We start from the raw sequence: 19,562 nt of genomic DNA on the forward strand, positions 1-19,562 counted from the left end.
GGCCCCTGCTCCTGCCCCCGCCGACTCCCCTTTCCCCGCGCCCGTCACATCCCCTGCCGCCGTCACCGCACCGTCCCGGTCAGCCGCGGCAGCACCCGGGGCACGATCTGCTCCACCGCCGCGCCCGCCGTGCCCTTTTGTGGGATCGCGAGGTCCGGCAGCGCCTTGCCGGCGAGGTCGACCAGCAGCGGGGCCGCGCAGCGCAGGAAGACGTCCACCTGGTGGCAGAAGTCGCCCGCGTCGGCCGCCGTCACCTCCCAGCGGTCCAGCCGGGCGAGCTGCTCGGTCAGGGTGAAGGCGGCCGCGGTGAGGCTGAAGCGGCGCGGGTCGTAGCCGCCGGCGAACCGCTCCACCATCCGCGCGGCCGCCTGCCGGGACGCCTCGGAGACGGGCAGTGCCCCGCCGCCCGCGAACCGCCCGGCCTTCTCGGCCACCCGGTTCCACGGGTCCAGCAGCCGCTCGCCGGTGACCTTGGCCATGGCGTCGCGGGTGAAGTTGGTGCGCTGGAAGTCGGGCCCGGTGGCGGCCAGGTAGTAGCGGATCAGGTCGCGCGGCACCTGTGCGGCCAGCTCCTGCCCGGTGACCACGTGGCCGCGGCTGGAGGAGAACTTGTCGTTGTCCAGCTCGTAGAACTCGTTGGTGACGAAGTGCGCGGGCAGGGCGTAGCCGCCCAGCGCCATCAGCATGGCCACGCCGACGAGCGCGAAGGCGAAGCTGGCGTCGGAGCCGAAGAAGTACACCACCTCGGGGGCGGCTTCGGCGTACCAGAGCGCGTCGTCCGCGGCCGTCACCTCGCCACGGTGCTCGGCGGCCAGCGCCGAGGTGTGCATGCTCCAGGCGACGACCTCGGCGTCGGCGTAGAGCACCTGGCCCGGCGTCTCGGCGAAGGGCGCCGGAATGCCCCAGGAGATCGGCAGGGTGACGGGGTAGTCCGGCAGCGGCCGCGCCAGCAGCTCCTCCACGAGGCGGGCCAGCCGGGGCCGCATGGTCGCGCTCAGCCCGGCGAAGTACGCGGTCAGCGCCGGGCGGTACTCCTCCAGCGGCAGCACCAGCACCTCCGCCTCGCGCACCTCTACCTCGTCCTCCGGCTCCAGGGTGGAGCGCGGGTCGAGCAGCTCGCCGGAGCCGTTCCAGTGCCCGCACCCCTCGCACAGGCCCGCGCACCCCTCCGACAGGCAGACGGGGCACCCGCCGCGCACATAGGCGTCGGTGAGGAACTCGCCGGTGCGGGCCACGTACGGGAAGGGGACCGCGCGCCGCTTCAGCGCGCCGACGCCGTGGAGGCGGTCGAAGAACGCCTGCACGCCTTTGACGTAGCGGTCGTCGAAGTGCACGAAGCCGTCGGGTGCGATGCCGAGGGCGGCGAGGGTGGCCTCGACCTGCGCGCCCGAGCGGGTGCGCAACTCCTCGGGCGGGACGCCCAATCGCCTGGCGGTGGTGACGATGTAGTTCTGGGTGAAGTGCACGCCGGTGCCGAAGAGCACGTCGCGACCGGCGGCGCGGGCGAACCGGGCGCAGACGTCGGCGCTCAGGAACGGCCCGGCCAGGTGGCCGAGGTGCAGGTCACCGTTGGCGGTGGGGCCGGGGGCGATCACCATCGTGCGTACCATCAGGCGGTCCTTTGCTGGTGGGGTGGGGTGCGCGGTGGTGGGACGGGTGCTGCTCCGGGGCGGGCCTCGGCATCTTGGCCCCTGGCCTCGGGGGCGCCGGGGCCCACAGGGCGGCCCTGGTTTCGGGGTGCTCCGGGCGGCTTGCGGGGCCCGGCCTACGCGGCGGGCGGGCTCGCGGTGCCGGCCGCTTGCCGGCGTGCCCGCCCGCGGCCCGGGTGAAGTGCCGGGGGCGTCCCGCGAGTTGGCGGGGGCGTTGCCCTGAAGGGTGCCGGAAGGACCACCGGGACACCCGCGTCGCAGCCGGCCACACTGCCCCCCTCGTGTGATTCCGCTTCCCAGGGAATTGCGATGGTGCGTGGTGCGACGGAGCAGGCGCAGGCCCGGAGTTCGGCAGGACCGCGGCACGAGGCTAGGGTTCGCGGCTTCCCGGTCGGTAGGGGAACTCTTCCCGCGAGCCGGGGAATCTCCGCCGCCGCACCCCGTCCGGCAGTGCCACCCGGGCATACGGCCCCGCGTCCGCACCGTCCAGGACCCGCCGCGAACTCCCAGCTCACGGGCCCCGGTTGCCCCCTGCGGCGAACGGTTCACCGCTTTCCCCGCGGCCGGGGCGCCGCCGTACGGGAACTCCCCGGGGAACAGCCCCCGTTCGGGGGTGCCGCGGGCCCCGGTTCCCCTCCGGATGTGCCCGGAGTTCCAGGAGGAGTGCCCTGGTGCTGGTGCGGCGGCAAGTGACTCCTGGGTTCCGTTTGGCGTCGACTACCCGTGCATCAGGGCGTGTTGCCCGTCCCGGCGGTCCCCGGGCCGGCCGCCCGCAGCGCCGTCAGGGCGGAGGCGAAGGCGGCCAACTCGGGCTCGGACAGGGGCGCGGCCAGCCGGGCGGCCAACTCGGCGTCGAAGAGGCGGGCGGCCGAGCGGGTGAGGCGGGCACCCTCGGCGGTGAGGCGGACGATCGAGGAGCGGCGGTCGTTGGGGTTGGGCTGCCGGGCGCACAACTCCCGCTTCTCCAGGCGGTCCACGGCCTGGCTGGCGCCGCCGATCGTGATCGACAGCGCGGCGGCGATGTCGTTGACCCGGCAGTCGGGCGTGCGCTCCACGACGAGCATCACGTTCAGGCTGCCCAGCGGCACCTCGCCGTCCCGCCGCAGCCGGGCGTCGATCGCGTTCCACAGATCCGTCTCGAAACGCACCAGGTCGTCGAACACCTGCCGCAGCTCCACCACGCCTCCTCTTGCCACATGAGTAAGCTCTAACTAGATTAGCAGTAATCTACTTCTCCGGTCCGCCCCTCGGGCGGGCCGTGTCGAAAGGCAAGCATCCATGAGCGAACTCCAGCGCGACATCGTGGCCCGGATCCTGCGCGAGTCCCCGATCGACCTCGGCGGCGAGGTGGCCGAGCAGCGCGAACTCTTCCGCGAGCTGATCGGCGCGGAGCCCGTCCCCGAGGACGTCACGGTCGGGCCCGCCGTGCTCGGCGGCGTCCCGGCGGTGTCGGTCTCGGTGGGGCCCGTTTCGGTGGGGCCCGTACAGGTGGGGCCCGTTTCGGTGGGGCCCGTTTCTGTGAGGTCCCTCCCGACGGGGTCCGTCCCGGCTGATTCGGTCCTGGCGGGCTCCGTACCAGCGGGGCCCGATCCGGCGGGGTCCGTACCGGCTGATTCGGGCCCGGCGGGGCCCGACCCAGTGGCGGACACGGCGGACGGCACCGTCCTGTACTTCCACGGCGGCTGCTTCGCCGTCGGGTCGGCCGAGTCCTCGATAGGGCTGGCCGGCCACCTGGCCCGTGCGGCAGGCGTCCGCGTCCTGTCCGTGGACTACCGCCTCGCCCCCGAGCACCCCTACCCCGCGGCCCTCCAGGACGCCCTGGCCGCCTACCGGGCCCTGGTCCGCGAGCAGGGCGGGGCGGGGCGGATCGCGGTGGTGGGCGAGTCGGCGGGCGGCAACCTGGCCGCCGCGCTCCTGCTCGCCGTGCGCGAGGAGCCGGACCTGCCGCAACCGGCCTGCGCGGTGCTCCTGTCCCCCTGGGCCGACCTCACCGTCCCCGACCTGCCCGACGACCCCGGGCTCGACCCGGTGATCACCGCGCGGGCCCTGCGCACCCGCGCGCGGGACTACCTCCAGGGCGCCGACCCGCACGACGGCCTGGCCAGCCCCGTCCACGCCGACCTCACGGGCCTGCCCCCGCTGCTCATCCAGGCCGGCTCGGCCGAGTACCTGCGCGACGACGCGATCCGCCTGGCCGCCCGCGCCGCCGCCCACCACGTCCAGGTCACCCTCGACGTCACCCCCCACGTCCCGCACGTCTTCCAGGCCTTCGCCTCGATCCTCGACGAGGCCGCCGAAGCCCTCACCCGCGCCGCCGCCTTCCTCCACACCCACCTCCGCTGACGCGAACGGCTCCTGAGGGAGCTGCGGCGGCGAACCGCCGTCGCCGGATCAGGGGGCGGTGGAAGTGGGGAGGGCGGTGGTGAGGAGGGTGAGGGTGAAGGTGAAGCGGTCTTCGGGGGTACCCGCGGTGAGTTCGCGGGCGTAGTGGCGGGTGTGGGGGAAGGACGGGGGCAACGCCGCGAAGCGGCGCAGGAGTTCGTCGCGGCTCACCACCCACGCGTCGTCGGCGCGGGTGCTGCGGCGGTCCGCCAGGGCGACTTCGAGGCTGTGCGCGTTGACGTAGAGGGTGAGGGAGTCGATCGCCCACGCGGCGGTCTGCGGCTCGACGCCGCCGGCGATCAGGATCGCGAGCATGCCCTCGGTCACCCGCAGCGTGTCCAGGTTGGAGGGGGCGGCGGCGAAGGCGGCTCGGGAGATACCGGGGTAGCGCAGGTACTGGTCGCGCAGTTGGGTGCAGACGTCCACGATCTGCTGCCGCCAGCGGGCGGGGTCCGGCTCGGGCAGGTCGATCGCGGCGCACAGCCGGCCGATCAGCAGCTCGTCCAGGTCCTCCTTGTTGACCACGTGCGCGTAGAGCGAGGACGGGCCCGTCTCCAGCGCGGTGGCGACCCGGCGCATCGTCAGGGCCTCGTAGCCCTCGCGCTCCACCAGGGCGAGAGCCGCGTCGACGATCGCGTCGACCGTGATCGGCTTCTTGCGGCCGCCGGAGGGACCGCGCCGGCCCGCGGGCGCGCTCGCGCCGGTGTCGGCCCGGTGCCGGGCGGCGCGCCGCTCCTGCGGGGTGGGTGGCATACGGGCAGTGTACCGAGCGGTACGAACGGTGTTCCGCGGCCGGCGGACAGTGTTCGCCCCGCCGGGCAGTGAGCGCTGCCCGCCCCGGCCGGCACCCACGTCCGGCGCTCCAGGGTCCCCGCCGCTCGGCTGCTCCGGCGCCTTACGCCACCACTCCTCGCCGTACGGGCCCGTCCCCCGTATCCCAGGGCCCTACGCCACCACCCTTCGCCGTACGGGCGTCCCCCGCACCCCACCGTCCTACGCCAGCAGTCGCGCCAGCCGCTCGCGGACCTCCTCCTTGCCCTCAACCGCCCCCGGCACCAGCCGGTCCCCCTGCTCCGGCTCCCGTGTGTACAGGTGCAGCCGGCCGTCCCTGCGGGCCAGCACCATGTCGGTACTGGCGCCCGCGATCTCGGCCGAGCCCTCCGCCGTGTACTCGGTGACCGTGAGCAGCGCGGCCCGCTCCGCGCCGTCGAGCACGGCGTCGGAGTCGGGCTCGGGTTCGGCGGACTGGCCGCGCGGCAGCCAGTCGACGAGGATGCGCACCGCCTCGTCCAGCTTGTACAGGCCCATCTGGTGGACGCCGAGCGCGTCGATCCGCACCATCAGGCAGATCCGCTCGGGCTGCGGCAGCACCAGGATGCGCCAGGGTTCGCCCGCCTGCGTACCCGTCGTCCGGGCGTCGAGTACCTTGCGGGCCCGCTGCTGGAACGCGACGGCGATGCCGAGGTCCCCGCGGACCTGCACCTCGTCGCCGTCCCCCGCGAGGAGCAGTTCGCGGGCGGCCAGCGACCGTACGGCCTCGGCGAGTTCGTCGTCCGAGGGGCGCGCTTCCAGGAAGTCCACGATGGCGTCCACCGCGGTGAGTTCCGCGATGGTGTAGGCGCCGAGCAGCACGGGTCCGGTGTGCACGAGGTTCACCACGGCGGCGACGAGCCCCTCGGGGACGGACGCCTGACCGGGACCGTTGCCGTCACCGTTGCTGCCGCCGTTGCCGGAACCGCGACCGTTGCTGCCGCCGTCGCCAGAGCCGTTACCGTCGTCGGAACCGGGACCCGGACCGCCGCCGGAGCCAGCACCCTCACCGGAGCCCTTGCCAGGACCGTCGCCGCCGGGACCGTTCCGGTTGCCCGACGCGTCGGCCGGTGTCGCCTCGCCGTACCGGTCGCCCTCGCCCCGCGGCGACCCGCTCCCCCCGCCCTGCTGCTCCTCGCTCACCGCGTGCCTCCCGTCCGCCAGTGCTCCCGCGTCAGCGGCTCGTGCCGCTCGCGCAGCACCGCGGCCGCCGTGCGCGAGGGCGCCTGCGTGACCCACACCTCGGAGTTGCCGAACAGGCCGCGCCCGCCGCGGCCCGACAGCGCCTGCCCGAGTTCGCCGCCGAGGTCCGGCCGGTCGGGCGGCGGGAAGCGGGCGGCCAGCTCACGGGAGACGGCGGTGGTGTCGTCGTCCGCCTCGATCCGGCGCAGCGCCTGGGTGAGCTGACGGGCGACCGGCGGCGTCAGCGTGGTGGGGACGGCAACGATCGGCGAGAGGTACATCGGGCGCCGCTCGGTCATCCGCGACAGGCCCCAGGGGCCGACGTTGCTGCCGGTGAAGCGGTAGACGAGGTAGTCCCACAGGTGGCGCAGGTCGTCCACGCTGGGCAGCTTGCTCCCGCCGAAGGCGGCCGGCGTCTTCTCCAGCTGGACCCAGGTGCCCTGCGCGGTGCGCCCGTGCAGCTTCTCGCGCACCACGTGGCCGCGCATGCCGAAGTCCGGGTAGCGCTTCTTGTCGATGTCGCGGTGGTGGCTGGACAGCCGCGGGTGGCTGCCCTTGCCGGCCCGCCACTTCTCGTAGAGGGCGGGCTCGTCGACGAGGACGTGGCCGCCGCGCAGGACGTCCCGCAGCTGGGGGACCTGGAGCCCGTGCTGCTCCAGGTCGGCGAGGATCACGGCCTCCTCCGGGCTGAGCCGGCCGGCCGCCTTCACCAGCCCCCGCCGGTACTCCCCGGCCCGGGCGGTGATCTCGATCATGAGCCGCACGCGGGTCCGCATCTCGTCGGCCCGCGCCTCCTCCCCGGCGGGTACGGCGTGCGCGCCGCGAAGGGCCCGCCCGATCCCGCCGGACACGCCACGGGGCCCCCGGTGCCCGGCGGCGCGCCCCCGCTGCCCGACCCGGCCGGCAGGCGCCTTCCCAGACATGCGCTCCATTTGCCCAGTACAGCACGCCCCCGGCCACCCCGCAGGAGGAGAACAGTTCGGCGCCGTAGTGGCCGCCCGGGGGGCCGTGCACGGGCAGCATGCGTGGCCCTGCTGACCGCCGTTCTGCTGCCGTACGACTCGTTCCGCTACTGGACCGGCTGCGCCTTCGACCCCGACCGGTCCGGCTCGGCGGTGAACATCGCCAACCAGTCCCTGCGCGGTGTCGTCGCCCGGTTGCAGCACACGCCGCACCCGACGCCGCTGTGGCTGGCCGCCGCAGTGGCGGTCGCGCTGTGCGGGTCGCCGCGATCTACCCGCTGGCCGGGCTCGCCTTCATCGCCGCGACCGCCGTGGTGACGCTGCGCCCCCGCGTGACCGCCCCGGCGGAGACGAGCACCGTCACCCCCTGACGCCCGCGGCCGTCCGTGCGGCCGCGGGTGGCCCGGTAGCGCTCGGGCTAACCGGCAGGCCGGTTCAGCACGGAGACCAGGTGCGCCAGGTCGCGGCGGTGGGAGGCGGCGTCCCACACGGCCCAGGTGCGGCGGGTGAGGGGCCGGCCGACGAGGGGGAGCCAGGTGACGGTGTCCGGGAGCGGCTGGGACCAGTCCGGCGGGGCGAGGGCGAAGGCGCGGTCGGCGCTGACTGCGGCGAGTTTCACCTCCGCGATGAGGGTCTGCCCGTCCGGGACGACCGGGCCGGGGTCGATGCCGTGGGTGCGCAGGACGGCGGTGAGCTCGTCGTACCAGGCCGGGCTGCCGGAGCGGGGGAATCCCACCCATTCCAGTCCCTGGAGGGCGTCCAGCCGGACGCCTTCCTCCTTCCCCAACTCGGCGGCGCGCTCTGCCGCGAGCAGGACGCCCAGATGCTCCTCCACGACGAGCATGGCGTCGAACTCGTTGCCCACCGGGCGCTCCCGCACCAGCGCCAGGTCGAGCCCGTTCCGGCGCAGCTCCGCCAGTTGGGCCGTGGTGGACAGGTGCTGGGCCTGGATCCGGGTGCCGGGATGGGCGCCGACGACGTCGAGCAGCGCGTTGGACAGCAGGTCGGTCGGCAGCTCCAGGGGGATGCCGATGCGCAGCACGGTGCCGGCGGAGGCGGTGTGCGCGGCCATGGCGGTCAGCGCGCGCTCGTAGCGGGCGAGCACGGCACGGGCTTCGGTGAGCAGGGTCGTACCCGCCTCGGTGGGCCGGACCCCCGAGCGGCCGCGGTTCAGCAACTGCACGCCGAACTCGCGCTCGAGGGCGTTCATCGTCTGGGAGAGGGCGGGCTGACTGAGATGCATCCGCCGGGCCGCGGCGGACAGGCTCTGGTCCTCGACCACCGCGACGAACGCGCGCATCGTGCGGATCTCCATGCCTCCATCGCACCACATCCCCGGGACGCCGCGTGCCCCCGGCGGGGGCGGCCGTGTGCGGTCCGGCACATTCCGGGCCCCCTGCCAGGACCTATTTCCGCGGCTTATGACACCCCCCGGCGGCCCGTCTGGCCAGGCGCTTTGCGTCCCCGGGCGGTGGCGGTCGAATGGAGGGCGCCAGGGCGGAACGACCGCCCGGCGCACGAGGAGCACCTTCCATGTCCGAGACCCCGTCCTACTTCACGGCCTTCAAGAACCTGGCGATGAGCCGGACCGAATCGGGTGTGCTGACCCTCCGCTTCCACACCGACGGCGGGCCGGCCACCTTCACCGGCGAGACCCACACCGACTTCCCCCGCGCCCTGTACGAGATCGGCGAGGACCGTGCCAACAAGGTGCTGGTCCTCACCGGGACGGGCGACCGCTTCATGACCGACATCGACGGCGCCAGCCTCGGCGACATCACCAAGCCGGCCGTCTGGGACCGCACCCTCGGCGAGGGCCGGCGGGTGCTGCAGCGCCTGGTCGATCTGGAGATGCCGATCGTCGCCGCCGTGAACGGCCCGGCCTCCGTGCACAGCGAGTACGTGCTGCTGGCCGACATCGTCATCGCCGCGCAGACCGCCGTCTTCTCCGACTTCCCCCACCTGACCTTCGGCATCGTCCCCGGCGACGGTCTGCAGATCGTCTGGGAGGAGGCGCTGGGCCTGAACCGCAGCCGCTACCTGACCCTCACCCAGGGGTCCTTCACCGCCGAGCAGGCCGAGCGCTGGGGTGCCGTCGCCGAGGTTTTGCCGCCGGCCGAGGTGCTGCCCCGGGCGCAGGAGCTCGCCGAGCAACTGGCGGCCAGGCCGCAGCTGCTGACCCGCTACCTCGCCGTCACGCTCCGCCAGCGGATCAGCCGCCGCATGGCCGAGGGCGTGCAGCTCGGCATGGCCCTGGAGGGGCTCACCGCGGCCGACCTCGCGTACCAGGGGAAGTGAGGGACGGCATGCGGGCGCAGACGGAGGCCCCCGGTGGTCTGGGGCCCTGGCTCGCGGCACTGCACGCCGCCTCCGAGCGCCTGGCTGCCGTCGTGGACGCGCTGCCGGAGAGGGAGCTGAGCAGTCCCTCGCGCGCCGCGGGCTGGAGCATCGCGCAGGTCCTGTCCCACCTGGGCAGCGCCGCCGAGATCTGCACGGGCCTGCTCGAACGCGGTGTCGCGGGCGGTACGGGCGGGCCCACGCGGGAGGAGGTGGAGCCGGTGTGGGCCCGCTGGGACGCCATGACAGCACCGGCCCGGCGCGAAGCGTGGCGGAGCGCCGACGCGCGGCACCTGCAACTGCTGGACTCCCTGCGGGGCGGACCCGGGCAGGAGGTGCGGGTTCCGTACTTCGCCGGCCTGCTCGACCTCCCCGCGTACGCCGGCTACCGGCTCTCGGAGCAGTCGGTGCACGCCTGGGACGTCGAAGCTGCTCTCGACGCGGCGGCGGTGATCCCGGCCGGCGAGGTGGCGCTGCTGTGGCGGCGGCTGGACCTGGTCGCCACCCGCTTCCGCGATCCGGTGACCCTCGGCCGCCTGGCACCGGCCCAGCTGGCGCTCGACCTCACCGGCCCGCCGGGGGTGGTCCTGCTCGACCTGGACGCCGAACTGCACCTGTATCCGTGCGAGCCCGCGCAACCGGCGGGCACCGTGTCGGGCACGGCCGAGGCGGTACTGCGCCTGGTCTACGGCCGCAGCCAGGACGCGGACCACGTCCAAGTCACAGGCGCCGCCTCCCTGGCGGACCTCCGGGCGCTGTTCCCGGGGTTCTGATGCCCGCCACGCACGGCGAAAGGAGTCGGCGCTGCCGGCTCCCGGCCTCCCGGGAGGTGTCCGAGGAGGTCCGCCGACTGCGTCGGCGGACCTCATGCCGGACGGACCGCCGCTACGCGGATGCCGATGCGACGAATGCGCGCACGGCGTCCGCGAACGCCTCCGGCTCCTCGACGTGGCCCAAGTGCCCGCTGTCCTCCAGAACGACCAGGTGCGATCCGGGGATCAGCGTGTGGAGTTCCTGGGCCCACCGCGGTCCGCAGATCACGTCATGCCGCCCGACGACGACCAGGGTGGGCAGGTCGAGCCCCGGGAGGGTCGCCCGGTCGTCGATGGTGTCGGGTTCGCCGTTCTCGTCGAGGGACGATATGTAGGTGCAGGTGAGCATCTCCCGGAACCCGCGGAACTCCTCCTCGCGGTCCCAGTAGCGGGCGAAGTAGATCGGCACCAGGCCGCGCAATGCTGCCGTGACCGTCTCGTCGTCGGTGGCGGCTCCGACGCCTTGGAGCGCCGCGAGCGCCACGGGGAGCTCCTCGCGGCCCTCGTTGCGGTGGACGAACTCCTCGACCCTGGCCGCGGCTTCGGCCATGTGCTCGGGCCCGGTCACCGGGGCGCTCTCGTACAGCACCAGCCCGCGGAGGCGGTCCGGGTGGTGCAGCGCCGCGTACTGGGCCACGAAACCGCCGTACGAGTGCCCGAGCAGGAACACCCGGGGCAGCGACAGCCGGTCGAGCAGCCCGATCAGCGCGCGTGTGTGGCGCTCGCGGGTGTAGCCGTGCGGGTGGGACGGCAGGCGCTGCGAACCGCCGGTCCCCAGCGGCTCGACGTACACCATGGTCAGGGACTCTTCGAGGGCCGGTGCCCGCAGGGACTGCCAGACGACGCCAGGACCGCCGGGCAGCGCCAGGCAGACCGGGCCCGAGCCGTGGACGTGGTAGCGCTGGTCCAGGCCGTCCACCACGACCTCGTGGGCTCCGGGCGACAGGAGGCCGGCCGTTTCGTTCTGCATCGGTTCTCCGTGTGGGTAGGGCTGAAAACACCCGCAAGACGCAGTGCGTCCGGAGAAGTTCGACCACGGAGAGGTGATGCGGGTCACGCGTCCTGGGGCGGTGTCCGCTCGTCGCGGACCCCGCTCGCGTGGAAGAGGCGCAGGTGGTGCATCCGGCCGTCCTTCGTCGTCATGACCCAGGCCACGGCCGGCGGGCAGTGGTCCGGCGCGTCCGGCGGACTGACCAGGTCCATTTCCCAGATGGTCGTGTCCCGGCTGGTGACGGCGCTCACGAAACGCTGGCGCACCCCTGCTTCGAGATCGCACGCCATACCGCGGATCAGGAAGTCCTGGTCGCCCACGCGCTGCCGCCCCACGTAGTAGGCGGCGTCCGGGGTCCAGCGCTCGGCCGTCAGCTCCGCGAACCGCCCCTGCTCGGCCGCGGCCAGCGTCTCCACCGCCTCCCGGGCGCTTCGCCGGGACGCGGCCAGGACATCGGCGTGCGCCGCGTCCGCCGTCGCGGCCATCGCCTCCACGAGTTTCCTCCTGGCCTCGCTGAGCCTGCTGCGCACGGTGCCGACGGGGACGCCGCACAGGGCTGCCATCTGGGCGTAGGAGGGGCTGCGCGGGCTGAAGTGCCGCAGCATGACGGTCATGCGCAGCGTGGGGGACAGCTGGTCGACCGCCTGCCAGATCCAGTCCCGCAGGGCATGCCGGTCGACGACCTGCTCGGGTCCGGACTCCGTCACGGGCAGGGACAGGTCCACGAACGGCGTCGTGGGGGGTGCCGAGCGCAACCGCGAGCGGCAGACGTTGCGCACGATCATGCGCAGCCAGGCGCCCGCGGATTCGGGGTCCCGCAGGTCGCCGATCCGCCGGAAGGCGATGAGCCAGGCGTCCTGGACGGCGTCCTCGGCATCGGGCCGGTTGCCCAGCACGCTCAGCGCCACGGCCTGCATCCCGGCCCGGTGCCGGCCGAGCAGTGCCCCGAGAGCCGCCGCGTCCCCGGTGCGCGCACCGCGCACCAGCTCGCCGTCGGACGGACTCCCGAACCCCGCACTCCCCACCGGCCCCAGGGTACGTGGTCCGCCCCGGGGCTTCTGCGCCCCGGGCATACGACGCCTCGCCGGCTCCTCCCGGGCGAGGACGCCTTCAGGCCGCCGGGAGGGTGATCGTGAAGTCGTCCTCGACCGGGGGGTCGAGCTCCTGCTCGCGCATGCCGGTGGCGGCGAAGCAGCGCACCCGGACGGTGGTGGGAGTCACGTCCAGGCGCAGGAAGCTCTTGAAGAACGGCGGGCTGTAGGTGGCGGAGCCGGGCGAGAGCACCTGGGTGTAGGTCTTGCGGACCGGCAGGCGCAGCCGGGCGCCGCGGTCGGGCCGGTGGGCGACACCGAGCAGGGTGGCGACCAGGTGGGCGCGGAAGGTGACGGGGGCGTCGGTGGCGCGCACGGGCGTGGTGCCCAGGCGCCGGGCGATGACGGCGGTGGCCTCCTCGGGGGTGAGCTCCAGCATCGGCAGGTGGAGGCGGCGGGCGTAGAGCCGGCTGTGGAAGGCGAGGGAGTCGCCGCGCATGGGATAGCAGCGGAAGTCGTCCTCGCCGACGCCGCCGACGGCCACCTTGGGGATGGTGTGGGTGGCGTGCATGAAGGCGCCGCCCCCGCCGGAGACGACGTACTCGATGCGCCGGCCGTCCACGTCGACCGGGTAGTGCTGGTAGTTGTGGATGTCGCCGCCGATGGCCGCGACGAAGGTGTTGGCGGGGTCGCGGACGATGTCGTCCACGGTGCCGCCGCCGGCTATGGCGCAGGGGTGGTACTCGCCGTCGACGTAGAGCGGTGAGCCGGTGATGAGGATCTTGGGGCGCGGGCCGCGGGCGACCTCGCGCAACCAGGCGCCCTGTTCGGCGTCGAGGTCGCCCAGCAGGCCGGTGTCGATGCCGATGATGCGCAGCGGGCCGGTGTCCATCGCCCAGTAGGGGCCGGGCTGTTCGGCGGCCTGCTCGGGAGCGGCGCGCATCTGCCGGGGGCGGTCGAGGGCGGCGTCGTCGGGTGTGTCGGGGCTCTTCCAGAGCAGGCCGCGCCACCAGGCGGCGGTCAGCGCGCGGGGCTTGGGGCCGGGCGGCAGTTGCGGGGCGCGGCAGAAGACGCGCATGAAGCCGACCAGGCCGTCGTACCAGTCGTGGTTGCCGGGTATCGCGTAGATCGGCGCGGCGTAGTCCCGGTAGGGGCGGAAGAACTTGGTGCCGTACTCGTTGGCGCTGCCCACCGGGTAGAGGACGTCGCTGCAGATCAGGGCGAAGCGGGTGCCGGCGCCCGCCGCGAGCATGCCGGGGACGACGGCGTACTGCGGGTCGTCGCCCTCGCCGGTGTCGCCGAGCAGGAGGAAGGAGTAGTGCTCGGGGTCCTCGCGCCGGATGGGGCGGGCGGGATCGGCGCCGCGCTCGGCCTGCGCCCGGACCCAGCGGCTCCGGTCGGCGCCGGTCGGGTCGCCGAACAGGGAGGCGAGCGGGCCGTTGCGGGCGGCCCAGAGGGTGGCCGGGTTCAGCCAGAACACCTTGCGGACCCGGCTGGGCATCAACTGCCGGTACGCGCCGGGGCGTTCGCTGCGCCATCCGGCGCCGGCCGCGGAGTCGCGGGAAGATGAGGCAGGCACCGGCGCACTGTAACAAGGGACGTGCGCGGCGCAACCGGGCCGTGCTCAGGTGAACTGCCCCGTTCCGGTGGGGTCGTTGACCACCCGCACGATCGTTTCCGCCGTCCGCGCGATCTCCGCGTCCCCGGCCGCCCGGGGCGCGAGGACGGCGTCCGCGCCGTCCACGAGGCCGGGGTGCCGGGCGTCGTAGGCGGCGAACGTCTCGGTGTCGTCGGGGTGGATCAGCCGGGGGTACCGGCCGGGGTCGGCTGCGAGCGATCCGCACGCGACGGTGCAGACCTCGACGCCGAAGCCGGCCAGTTCCCGCGCGTAGCTCGCCGCCAAGTGGTCGACCACCGCGGTGATCTCCGCGTACAGCGCCAGGTAAGGAGTCGCTTCGTCGCGGCGCGGAGCCGGCACTACCCAGACGAGCAGCCCCTCCTGCCGCTCGCGCATCGCCGGCAGGACCGCGCGGTTGATCCGCTGGCTGGAGAGCACGTGCGCGTCGTAGATCTGCGCGAGTTGGTAAGGGGTGAAGGATTCGACCGGTCCGCGCGGGACGGGTCCGGGCGCGTGGATCACGGCGTCGACGCGGCCGCAGCGGTTCGTGATCTCACCGATCGCGGCGGAGACCGAGTGCTGGTCGGCGGTGTCGAGCGCGAGGGGGTGGAGGCGGGCGTCCCGCGGCAGCACCTGGTCCCCGAGCGCGGTGAGTGCGTCCGGCAGCACCGCGCGGACGGGCCCGAACCCGGCGTACACGGTGTGACCGGCGCGGGCCAGCGCCAACGCGGTCGTCGCGCCGAGTCCCGTGGCAGCCGCGGCGACAAGAACGGTCTTCGACATCGGGCTCCTCTGCGGATGACGCGGGCGGTGGGGCGCGTCGGCGGGTGGAGGTCGGGCCGCGGGTACCGGCCGGGCTGCGAAGGTGCGGGACGCACCTGACCAGATGGCCAGCAGATGGCCAGCATCGCCGTGAGCCGTGCCCTTCCGCCTCGGTCGAATGACGGTCCGCGTGACTGTGTCTTCCGCATGACTGTGTCTTCCTCGTCTTCCGCGTCTTCGTCGTCTTCCGCCGCCCCGCCCCGGCACCGCCCCCGCGCACGGCGGGCAGAGCCCCCGGGTCGCAGCGTCGCCTCGCGCGGAGGGCTGCCCACCGCTGTCCGCGGCGTGGGGACGGTCCCGGCGGCCCTCCCCGGCGGCGACGGCCGGGACGGCACCAGCCACGTTCTGCTTCCGCGCGGAGGAAGGCGTCCGGGCCGCCCGCTACCTACGCCAACGGGAACCGCCGCGCGCCGTGGCCGGGCAAACGGCTGCCGCCCAGGTGACGAAGCGACGGTCGATCGACCGATGCGGCGCCCGGCGTGGCCGGGGGATCGTCGGGTCGCGGCTCCGGACCGTCCGACCGCGAAGCGTGCGGCACCGCGACGGACCGGCCGCCCCGCACGGCGACACAGCGGGGGGGGGGGACGCGCGTCCCTTCCCCGTCGTCCCCCCGCCGTCCCCCGCCGTCCGCACCCCGGCGCCGCCTTCGGGCCCACCGCCGGACGCACACGACCCCTGCAGAACGGAGTTCCGCGTGAACGAGTCCCCCGACAACGAGGCCGGCACGATCGTGCTCATCCACGGCCTCTGGGTGAACCCGCGCAGTTGGGAGGGGTGGAGACACCACTACGAGACGCGTGGCTACCGGGTCCTCGCCCCGGCCTGGCCCGGCCTCGACCGCGAGGTCGAGGACCTGCGGCGCGACCCCGCGGGCATCGCGGGCGTCGGCGTCCGGGAGGTGGCGGACCACTACGAGCGGATCATCCGCGCCCTGGACCGGCCGCCGGTCATCATGGGCCATTCGTTCGGCGGCACGATCGTGCAGATCCTGCTCGACCGCGGCCTGGGCAGCGCCGGGGTCGCCATCGACTCGGCCGCGGTCAAGGGAGTGCTCCCGCTGCCCCTGTCCACCCTCCGATCGACCTGGCCGGTGCTGGGAAACCCCGCCAACCGGAACAAGGCGGTCCCGCTGACGGCAGAACAGTTCCACTACGCCGTCACCAACACCCTCAGCGCGTCCGAGTCGGCCGCCCAGTACGAGCGGTACGCCGTCCCCGGCTCGGCCCGGGTCCTCTTCCAGGGGGCGTTCGCCAACTTCCATCCCAAGGCGGCCACCCGGATCGACTTCCGCAACGGCCGCCGGGCGCCGCTGCTGTTCATCGCCGGGGGTGCCGACCACATCGTGCCGCCCAAGGTGAACAAGGCCAACTGGCGCCTCTACCGCAAGTCGCCCGCCGTCACCGACTACCGGGAGTTCGCCGGGCGCTCGCACTTCACCGTCGGCCAGAAGGGCTGGGAGGAGGTCGCCGACTACGCGCTGGACTGGGCCGAGGCGCACCTCCTCGCCCACGCCTGACCACCGGCCGACTCCGCCGCCGCGCCTCCGCGGACCGGCGCGCCCGCCCCCGGCCGAGCCCATCGCGCCCATCGCGCCCATCGAGCCCGCCTCGCCCCACCCGGCCCGCTCAGGGCCGTACTACCGCAATCAGGAGAAGAGTCATGTCCACCCGTCGTACCTTCCGTATCGCCGTTCTCGGCGCAACTGCCGTCGCCCTGGCCGCAGGTGTGACCACGATCGCCGCGGCCGCACCCTTCCACCGGAACGCGGCCGCGCCCAAGCCGACCGTCGTCCTCGTCAACGGCGCCTGGTCCGACGCGGCCAGTTGGAGCGGCGTCGTCGAGCGTCTGCAGGCCGCCGGCTACCCGGTCGCCGCGCCGCCCACCGGCCTGCGCAGCCTGTCCGACGACTCGGCCTACCTGGCCTCCTACCTCAAGACCGTCAAGGGCCCGGTCGTCCTGGTCGGCCAGTCCTACGGCGGCTCGGTGATCACCGATGCCGCCACCGGCAACGGCAACGTCAAGGCGCTCGTCTACATCTCCGCCTTCGCACCCGACAAGGGGGAGGACGCCAACACCCTGACCGCGAAGTTCCCCGGCACGCAGATCACCGACGACCCCACCGCCGCCATCCCCACGGCCCTCACCCCCGTCCCCTTCACCAAGGCCGACGGCACCACCGGCGTCGACCTCTACGCCAAGCCCGACCAGTACCGCAGCCTGTTCTTCAGCAACCGCGTGAGCACCACGACCGCCGCCGAACTCGCCGCCACCCAGAGCCCCGCCACCCCGCAGGCCCTCGGCGAACCCTCCGGCACCCCCGCCTGGAGGACCATCCCCTCCTGGTACCTCGTCTCGGACGACGACCACGTGATCCCGCCGGCCGCCGAACGCTTCATGGCCGAGCGCGCCCACGCCCACACCGTCGAGGCCGACACTCCCCACGCCGCGCAGGTCACCGACCCCGGCACCGTCACCGGCCTCATCGAGCAGGCCGCCCGCGCCACCGGCTGACCCTCCGCGACGCAACCCGCGACGGCACCGCCGGGCGGCCGGGGTCACCCCGCCGCCCGGTGGTGCGCGCACAGGTCGCGTCGGGTCACGCCGAGGGTAGCGTGGGCCCGGGGAACGGCTCGGCGAGGGCCCGGGAGATCCGGCGGGCGGTCGCCCGGACGGAAGGGGCGACGTCCTGGACGGACCGGGTGCCGGCCCGGAAGCAGATGGAGACCGCAGCCGCCACGGAGTCGTCCGGTCCGTACACGGGAGCGCCCACGCAGTGGATGTCCGGGCCCATCATCTTCTCGCTGGAGGAATACCCCTGCCTGCGGACGGTGGCCAGGATCGACCGGAGCCGGCCGGCGTCGGTGACCGTGTTCTCGCTGTGGCGGGGCAGCGGGCCCCGCAGGTACTCCTCGCGCACCTCCTCGGGGGCGTGGGCGAGCAGCACCAGTCCGGCCCCGGTGGCAAAGGTGCCGAAGCGCCCGCCCGCCCGGCCGACGGCCTGCGGAGCCCCGGGCGCGCTGAGCCGCTCCAGGATGACGACGTCCAGGTGGTTCCGGACCGAGAGGTGGATGTGCTGCTGGCGCGCCGCGTCGTAGAGGCCCTGGATGAACGGCAGCGAGATGTCCCGCATGCCGTGGCCGCGCGGGGAGAGGGTGGCCAGCTCCCACAGTTTCAGGCCCACCCTGTACCGCCGGTCCACGCCCCGTTCGAGAGCACCCCAGGCCACGAGTTCGGCGGCACGGCGGTGCACGGTGGGAAGCGACAGCCCCGTCCGGCGCGACAGTTCGGTGAGTGTCAGCGCGGGGTTCTCGTAGGAGAAAGCCTCCAGCAGGGCCAGGGCCTTGCCCGTGACCGACATGCTCTCCTCGCCCGGCATCCTGATCACCCTTCGTACGTCGTTGCTTGCGGGGTCGCCACGAGGTGCGCGTACCCCGGTGCGCGGTGCAACCCGCGGCCCGGCTCAGCGGATCGCGACCTCGGCTTCGATCTCCACCGGGATACGGAAGGGGAGCTCCGCGAGGCCCACTGCCGAACGGGCGTGACTGCCGGTTTCCGGCCCCCACAGCTCCAGGACCAGGTCGGAGAAACCGTTGATCACCGCCGGTGCCGAGGTGAACCCGGGCGCGGCGTTGACCATGCCGAAGACCCTGAGCCAGGCGGTGACGCGGTCCAGGTCGCCGAGCGCCGCCCGCAGACTCGCCAGCACGGCAAGGGCGGTGGAGCGTGCGGCGTCGTAGGCGTCCGACAGCGACACTTCCGCGCCGACCTTGCCCAGCAGGGAGGGGAGCGACCCGTCCCGCGTCAGCGGCCCGTGCCCGGAGACGAAGGCCCGGTCGCCGTGGATCCTCACCCAGGGGAAGGGCAGGCTGACTCCTGGAGGAAGCCGCATCGGCTCGGGAAGGTGCAACCCCAGCTCCTCCAGGCGTTTCTCGATCTTCATCGTCCTCCCCTTCCCACGTCGTCCGACCTCTTTCCGCGTCGTCCCTTGTCGGCCCCCGTTGGCCTGTCGCCGGGGACTGTACGGACGCCGGCGTGGTGCGTACTCAGTCGCGCAGGAAGTCCAGCGCCTGCCGCACGAACACCTCGTGGTACTGGAAGATGCCGCCGTGCCCGGAGTCGGGGTACACGGCCAGCTTGGTGTGGGGCAGCAACTGGGCGAGGCGGAGGGTGCCGGTCTCCGTGGGCCACATCGCGTCGTGGTCGCCGTTGACGACGAGCACGGGCTGCTTCACGGCTGCCAGGCCGGCCGGCGAAGTGTTCTGCTCCCATGCGGTGAGTGCGGTGAGCTGGGCGCCGACGGCCTGGTCGGAGATGGGGGTGTCGCGGTCGTCGGCGGTGCGCTCGTCGAGGCGGGCGAGGAAGGCGTCCGCTGCCGCCTGGCCGGCCGGTGAGGGCTCGAAGAACAGGAAGTGCTTGGGGTGCTTGCCCTGCTCGGTCGCCTTCTGGACGGCCGCCTGGAGGGTGGCGCCGGTGGCGGCCGGCCCCTCGGCGCCGGCGGGCGCGGTGGCGGCCAGGATCATCCGGCGGACGCGGTCCGGGTACTGCTGGGCGACGACCTGGGCGACGATGCCACCCAAGGAGTAGCCGAGCAGGTCGACCTCGCCCAGGCCGAGGGCGTCGAGGAAGGCGACGGTGTCGTCGGCCATCGCCTCGAAGGTGTCGGGGGTGGTCCCGCCGGAGCGGCCGACCCCGCGCAGGTCGACCAGGACGACGCGCCGCTCGGCCGCCAGTCCGTCGACCACGGCGGGATCCCAGTCGTCCAGCACCGCGGTGACGTGGTGGAGCAGGACGAGCGGGACACCCTCGCCCGTACCCACCTCGCGGTAGGCGAAGGGGGTGCCCGCGACGTCGACGGTCTTGGTGGGGGCGGAGCTTGCGGTTGCTGCGGACATGGTGGAGTCCTTCCCTCGCGATGGGTGCCGGCGGGCGCCGGACGTTCTTAGGATAGCGCTCGCTATATAACGAC

Annotated in this window: 19 protein-coding genes; 6 read left to right on the plus strand and 13 right to left on the minus strand. The window is 73.9% G+C overall.

Translation table 11 applies throughout. The annotated features are described in order from the left end of the window. Nucleotides 1-62: 62 nt before the first annotated feature. On the minus strand, nt 63-1,610 hold the full coding sequence (locus tag BLR33_RS16225) for a class I tRNA ligase family protein (protein ID WP_093785150.1): 1,548 nt from the start codon (nt 1,608-1,610) through the stop codon (nt 63-65). A gap of 767 nt (nt 1,611-2,377) precedes the next feature. After that, the gene (locus BLR33_RS16230) at nt 2,378-2,827 is read right to left on the minus strand and encodes a MarR family winged helix-turn-helix transcriptional regulator (RefSeq protein WP_093785151.1); all 450 of its coding nucleotides are present in this window, start codon (nt 2,825-2,827) and stop codon (nt 2,378-2,380) included. A gap of 100 nt (nt 2,828-2,927) precedes the next feature. Between BLR33_RS16230 and BLR33_RS16235 the strand changes: the two genes are divergently transcribed. Then, on the plus strand, nt 2,928-3,992 hold the full coding sequence (locus tag BLR33_RS16235; protein ID WP_093785152.1) for an alpha/beta hydrolase: 1,065 nt from the start codon (nt 2,928-2,930) through the stop codon (nt 3,990-3,992). Nucleotides 3,993-4,040: 48 nt separating this feature from the next. Here BLR33_RS16235 and BLR33_RS16240 read toward each other — a convergent pair whose 3' ends face one another. From BLR33_RS16240 to BLR33_RS34380, 3 genes are all read right to left on the minus strand, one after another. Then, the gene (locus tag BLR33_RS16240; protein WP_093785153.1) at nt 4,041-4,784 is read right to left on the minus strand and encodes a TetR/AcrR family transcriptional regulator; all 744 of its coding nucleotides are present in this window, start codon (nt 4,782-4,784) and stop codon (nt 4,041-4,043) included. A gap of 240 nt (nt 4,785-5,024) precedes the next feature. Then, a complete protein-coding gene (locus tag BLR33_RS16245) occupies nt 5,025-5,984 on the minus strand; it encodes a hypothetical protein (protein WP_093785154.1) in 960 nt (319 codons plus the stop codon). After that, complete coding sequence (locus BLR33_RS34380) at nt 5,981-6,874, minus strand: hypothetical protein (protein ID WP_107408888.1); 894 nt, start codon at nt 6,872-6,874, stop codon at nt 5,981-5,983. The genes BLR33_RS16245 and BLR33_RS34380 overlap by 4 nt, the downstream gene beginning before the upstream one ends. Before the next feature lie 174 nt (nt 6,875-7,048). On the opposite strand from BLR33_RS34380, the gene BLR33_RS36155 reads away from it, so the two are divergent. Beyond that, on the plus strand, nt 7,049-7,303 hold the full coding sequence (locus BLR33_RS36155) for a glycosyltransferase 87 family protein (RefSeq protein ID WP_245771438.1): 255 nt from the start codon (nt 7,049-7,051) through the stop codon (nt 7,301-7,303). Nucleotides 7,304-7,403: 100 nt separating this feature from the next. Here the strand turns inward: BLR33_RS36155 and BLR33_RS16260 are convergent, their stop codons facing one another. Continuing rightward, nucleotides 7,404-8,300: a LysR family transcriptional regulator gene (locus BLR33_RS16260; protein ID WP_093785156.1), complete on the minus strand. Its 897-nt coding sequence runs from the start codon at nt 8,298-8,300 to the stop codon at nt 7,404-7,406. 218 nt (nt 8,301-8,518) lie between these two features. Here BLR33_RS16260 and BLR33_RS16265 point away from each other — a divergent pair, with 218 nt between their 5' ends. Both BLR33_RS16265 and BLR33_RS16270 read left to right on the plus strand, forming a co-directional pair. Further along, nucleotides 8,519-9,283, plus strand: coding sequence for an enoyl-CoA hydratase/isomerase family protein (locus tag BLR33_RS16265; RefSeq protein ID WP_093785157.1), 765 nt, complete (start codon nt 8,519-8,521; stop codon nt 9,281-9,283). Nucleotides 9,284-9,291: 8 nt separating this feature from the next. Continuing rightward, nucleotides 9,292-10,095 (plus strand): maleylpyruvate isomerase N-terminal domain-containing protein, encoded by an 804-nt coding sequence (locus tag BLR33_RS16270; RefSeq protein WP_093785158.1) that lies wholly within the window; start codon nt 9,292-9,294, stop codon nt 10,093-10,095. A gap of 112 nt (nt 10,096-10,207) precedes the next feature. Here BLR33_RS16270 and BLR33_RS16275 read toward each other — a convergent pair whose 3' ends face one another. The 4 genes from BLR33_RS16275 to BLR33_RS16290 form a co-directional block, all read right to left on the minus strand. Further along, nucleotides 10,208-11,104 (minus strand): alpha/beta fold hydrolase, encoded by an 897-nt coding sequence (locus BLR33_RS16275; RefSeq protein ID WP_093785159.1) that lies wholly within the window; start codon nt 11,102-11,104, stop codon nt 10,208-10,210. Between the two features lie 83 nt (nt 11,105-11,187). Then, on the minus strand, nt 11,188-12,150 hold the full coding sequence (locus BLR33_RS16280; RefSeq protein ID WP_245771439.1) for an RNA polymerase sigma factor: 963 nt from the start codon (nt 12,148-12,150) through the stop codon (nt 11,188-11,190). Between the two features lie 85 nt (nt 12,151-12,235). After that, the gene (locus tag BLR33_RS16285) at nt 12,236-13,735 is read right to left on the minus strand and encodes a metallophosphoesterase family protein (RefSeq protein WP_093785161.1); all 1,500 of its coding nucleotides are present in this window, start codon (nt 13,733-13,735) and stop codon (nt 12,236-12,238) included. A 45-nt stretch (nt 13,736-13,780) separates the two neighbouring features. Then, nucleotides 13,781-14,557 (minus strand): SDR family NAD(P)-dependent oxidoreductase, encoded by a 777-nt coding sequence (locus BLR33_RS16290; RefSeq protein ID WP_093785162.1) that lies wholly within the window; start codon nt 14,555-14,557, stop codon nt 13,781-13,783. A gap of 733 nt (nt 14,558-15,290) precedes the next feature. Here BLR33_RS16290 and BLR33_RS16295 point away from each other — a divergent pair. Further along, nucleotides 15,291-16,112 (plus strand): alpha/beta hydrolase, encoded by an 822-nt coding sequence (locus tag BLR33_RS16295; RefSeq protein ID WP_093785163.1) that lies wholly within the window; start codon nt 15,291-15,293, stop codon nt 16,110-16,112. A 143-nt stretch (nt 16,113-16,255) separates the two neighbouring features. Then, nucleotides 16,256-17,107 (plus strand): alpha/beta fold hydrolase, encoded by an 852-nt coding sequence (locus tag BLR33_RS16300; RefSeq protein WP_093785164.1) that lies wholly within the window; start codon nt 16,256-16,258, stop codon nt 17,105-17,107. Nucleotides 17,108-17,192: 85 nt separating this feature from the next. On the opposite strand, the gene BLR33_RS16305 is transcribed toward BLR33_RS16300, so the two are convergent. From BLR33_RS16305 to BLR33_RS16315, 3 genes are all read right to left on the minus strand, one after another. Beyond that, the gene (locus tag BLR33_RS16305; RefSeq protein WP_093785165.1) at nt 17,193-17,972 is read right to left on the minus strand and encodes an IclR family transcriptional regulator; all 780 of its coding nucleotides are present in this window, start codon (nt 17,970-17,972) and stop codon (nt 17,193-17,195) included. Nucleotides 17,973-18,056: 84 nt separating this feature from the next. Next, on the minus strand, nt 18,057-18,536 hold the full coding sequence (locus BLR33_RS16310; protein WP_093785166.1) for a RidA family protein: 480 nt from the start codon (nt 18,534-18,536) through the stop codon (nt 18,057-18,059). Between the two features lie 103 nt (nt 18,537-18,639). Then, nucleotides 18,640-19,488 carry an alpha/beta fold hydrolase gene (locus tag BLR33_RS16315; protein WP_093785167.1) on the minus strand — a complete coding sequence of 283 codons (849 nt, stop codon included), beginning with the start codon at nt 19,486-19,488 and terminating at the stop codon, nt 18,640-18,642. Nucleotides 19,489-19,562 lie beyond the last annotated feature (74 nt).

This window comes from Actinacidiphila guanduensis (genome assembly GCF_900103985.1).
Classification (GTDB): Bacteria; Actinomycetota; Actinomycetes; order Streptomycetales; family Streptomycetaceae; genus Actinacidiphila; species Actinacidiphila guanduensis.

What these genes read in the sequence shown, in the direction of transcription:
- BLR33_RS16235 (WP_093785152.1), top strand. Translation starts at nt 2,928, where the DNA reads ATGAGCGAACTCCAGCGCGACATCGTGGCCCGGATCCTGCGCGAGTCC.
- BLR33_RS16270 (WP_093785158.1), top strand. Translation starts at nt 9,292, where the DNA reads ATGCGGGCGCAGACGGAGGCCCCCGGTGGTCTGGGGCCCTGGCTCGCG.
- BLR33_RS16315 (WP_093785167.1), bottom strand. Translation starts at nt 19,488, where the DNA reads ATGTCCGCAGCAACCGCAAGCTCCGCCCCCACCAAGACCGTCGACGTC.
- BLR33_RS16260 (WP_093785156.1), bottom strand. Translation starts at nt 8,300, where the DNA reads ATGGAGATCCGCACGATGCGCGCGTTCGTCGCGGTGGTCGAGGACCAG.
- BLR33_RS16240 (WP_093785153.1), bottom strand. Translation starts at nt 4,784, where the DNA reads ATGCCACCCACCCCGCAGGAGCGGCGCGCCGCCCGGCACCGGGCCGAC.
- BLR33_RS16275 (WP_093785159.1), bottom strand. Translation starts at nt 11,104, where the DNA reads ATGCAGAACGAAACGGCCGGCCTCCTGTCGCCCGGAGCCCACGAGGTC.
- BLR33_RS16290 (WP_093785162.1), bottom strand. Translation starts at nt 14,557, where the DNA reads ATGTCGAAGACCGTTCTTGTCGCCGCGGCTGCCACGGGACTCGGCGCG.
- BLR33_RS16310 (WP_093785166.1), bottom strand. Translation starts at nt 18,536, where the DNA reads ATGAAGATCGAGAAACGCCTGGAGGAGCTGGGGTTGCACCTTCCCGAG.
- BLR33_RS16300 (WP_093785164.1), top strand. Translation starts at nt 16,256, where the DNA reads ATGTCCACCCGTCGTACCTTCCGTATCGCCGTTCTCGGCGCAACTGCC.
- BLR33_RS16265 (WP_093785157.1), top strand. Translation starts at nt 8,519, where the DNA reads ATGTCCGAGACCCCGTCCTACTTCACGGCCTTCAAGAACCTGGCGATG.
- BLR33_RS16225 (WP_093785150.1), bottom strand. Translation starts at nt 1,610, where the DNA reads ATGGTACGCACGATGGTGATCGCCCCCGGCCCCACCGCCAACGGTGAC.
- BLR33_RS16305 (WP_093785165.1), bottom strand. Translation starts at nt 17,972, where the DNA reads ATGCCGGGCGAGGAGAGCATGTCGGTCACGGGCAAGGCCCTGGCCCTG.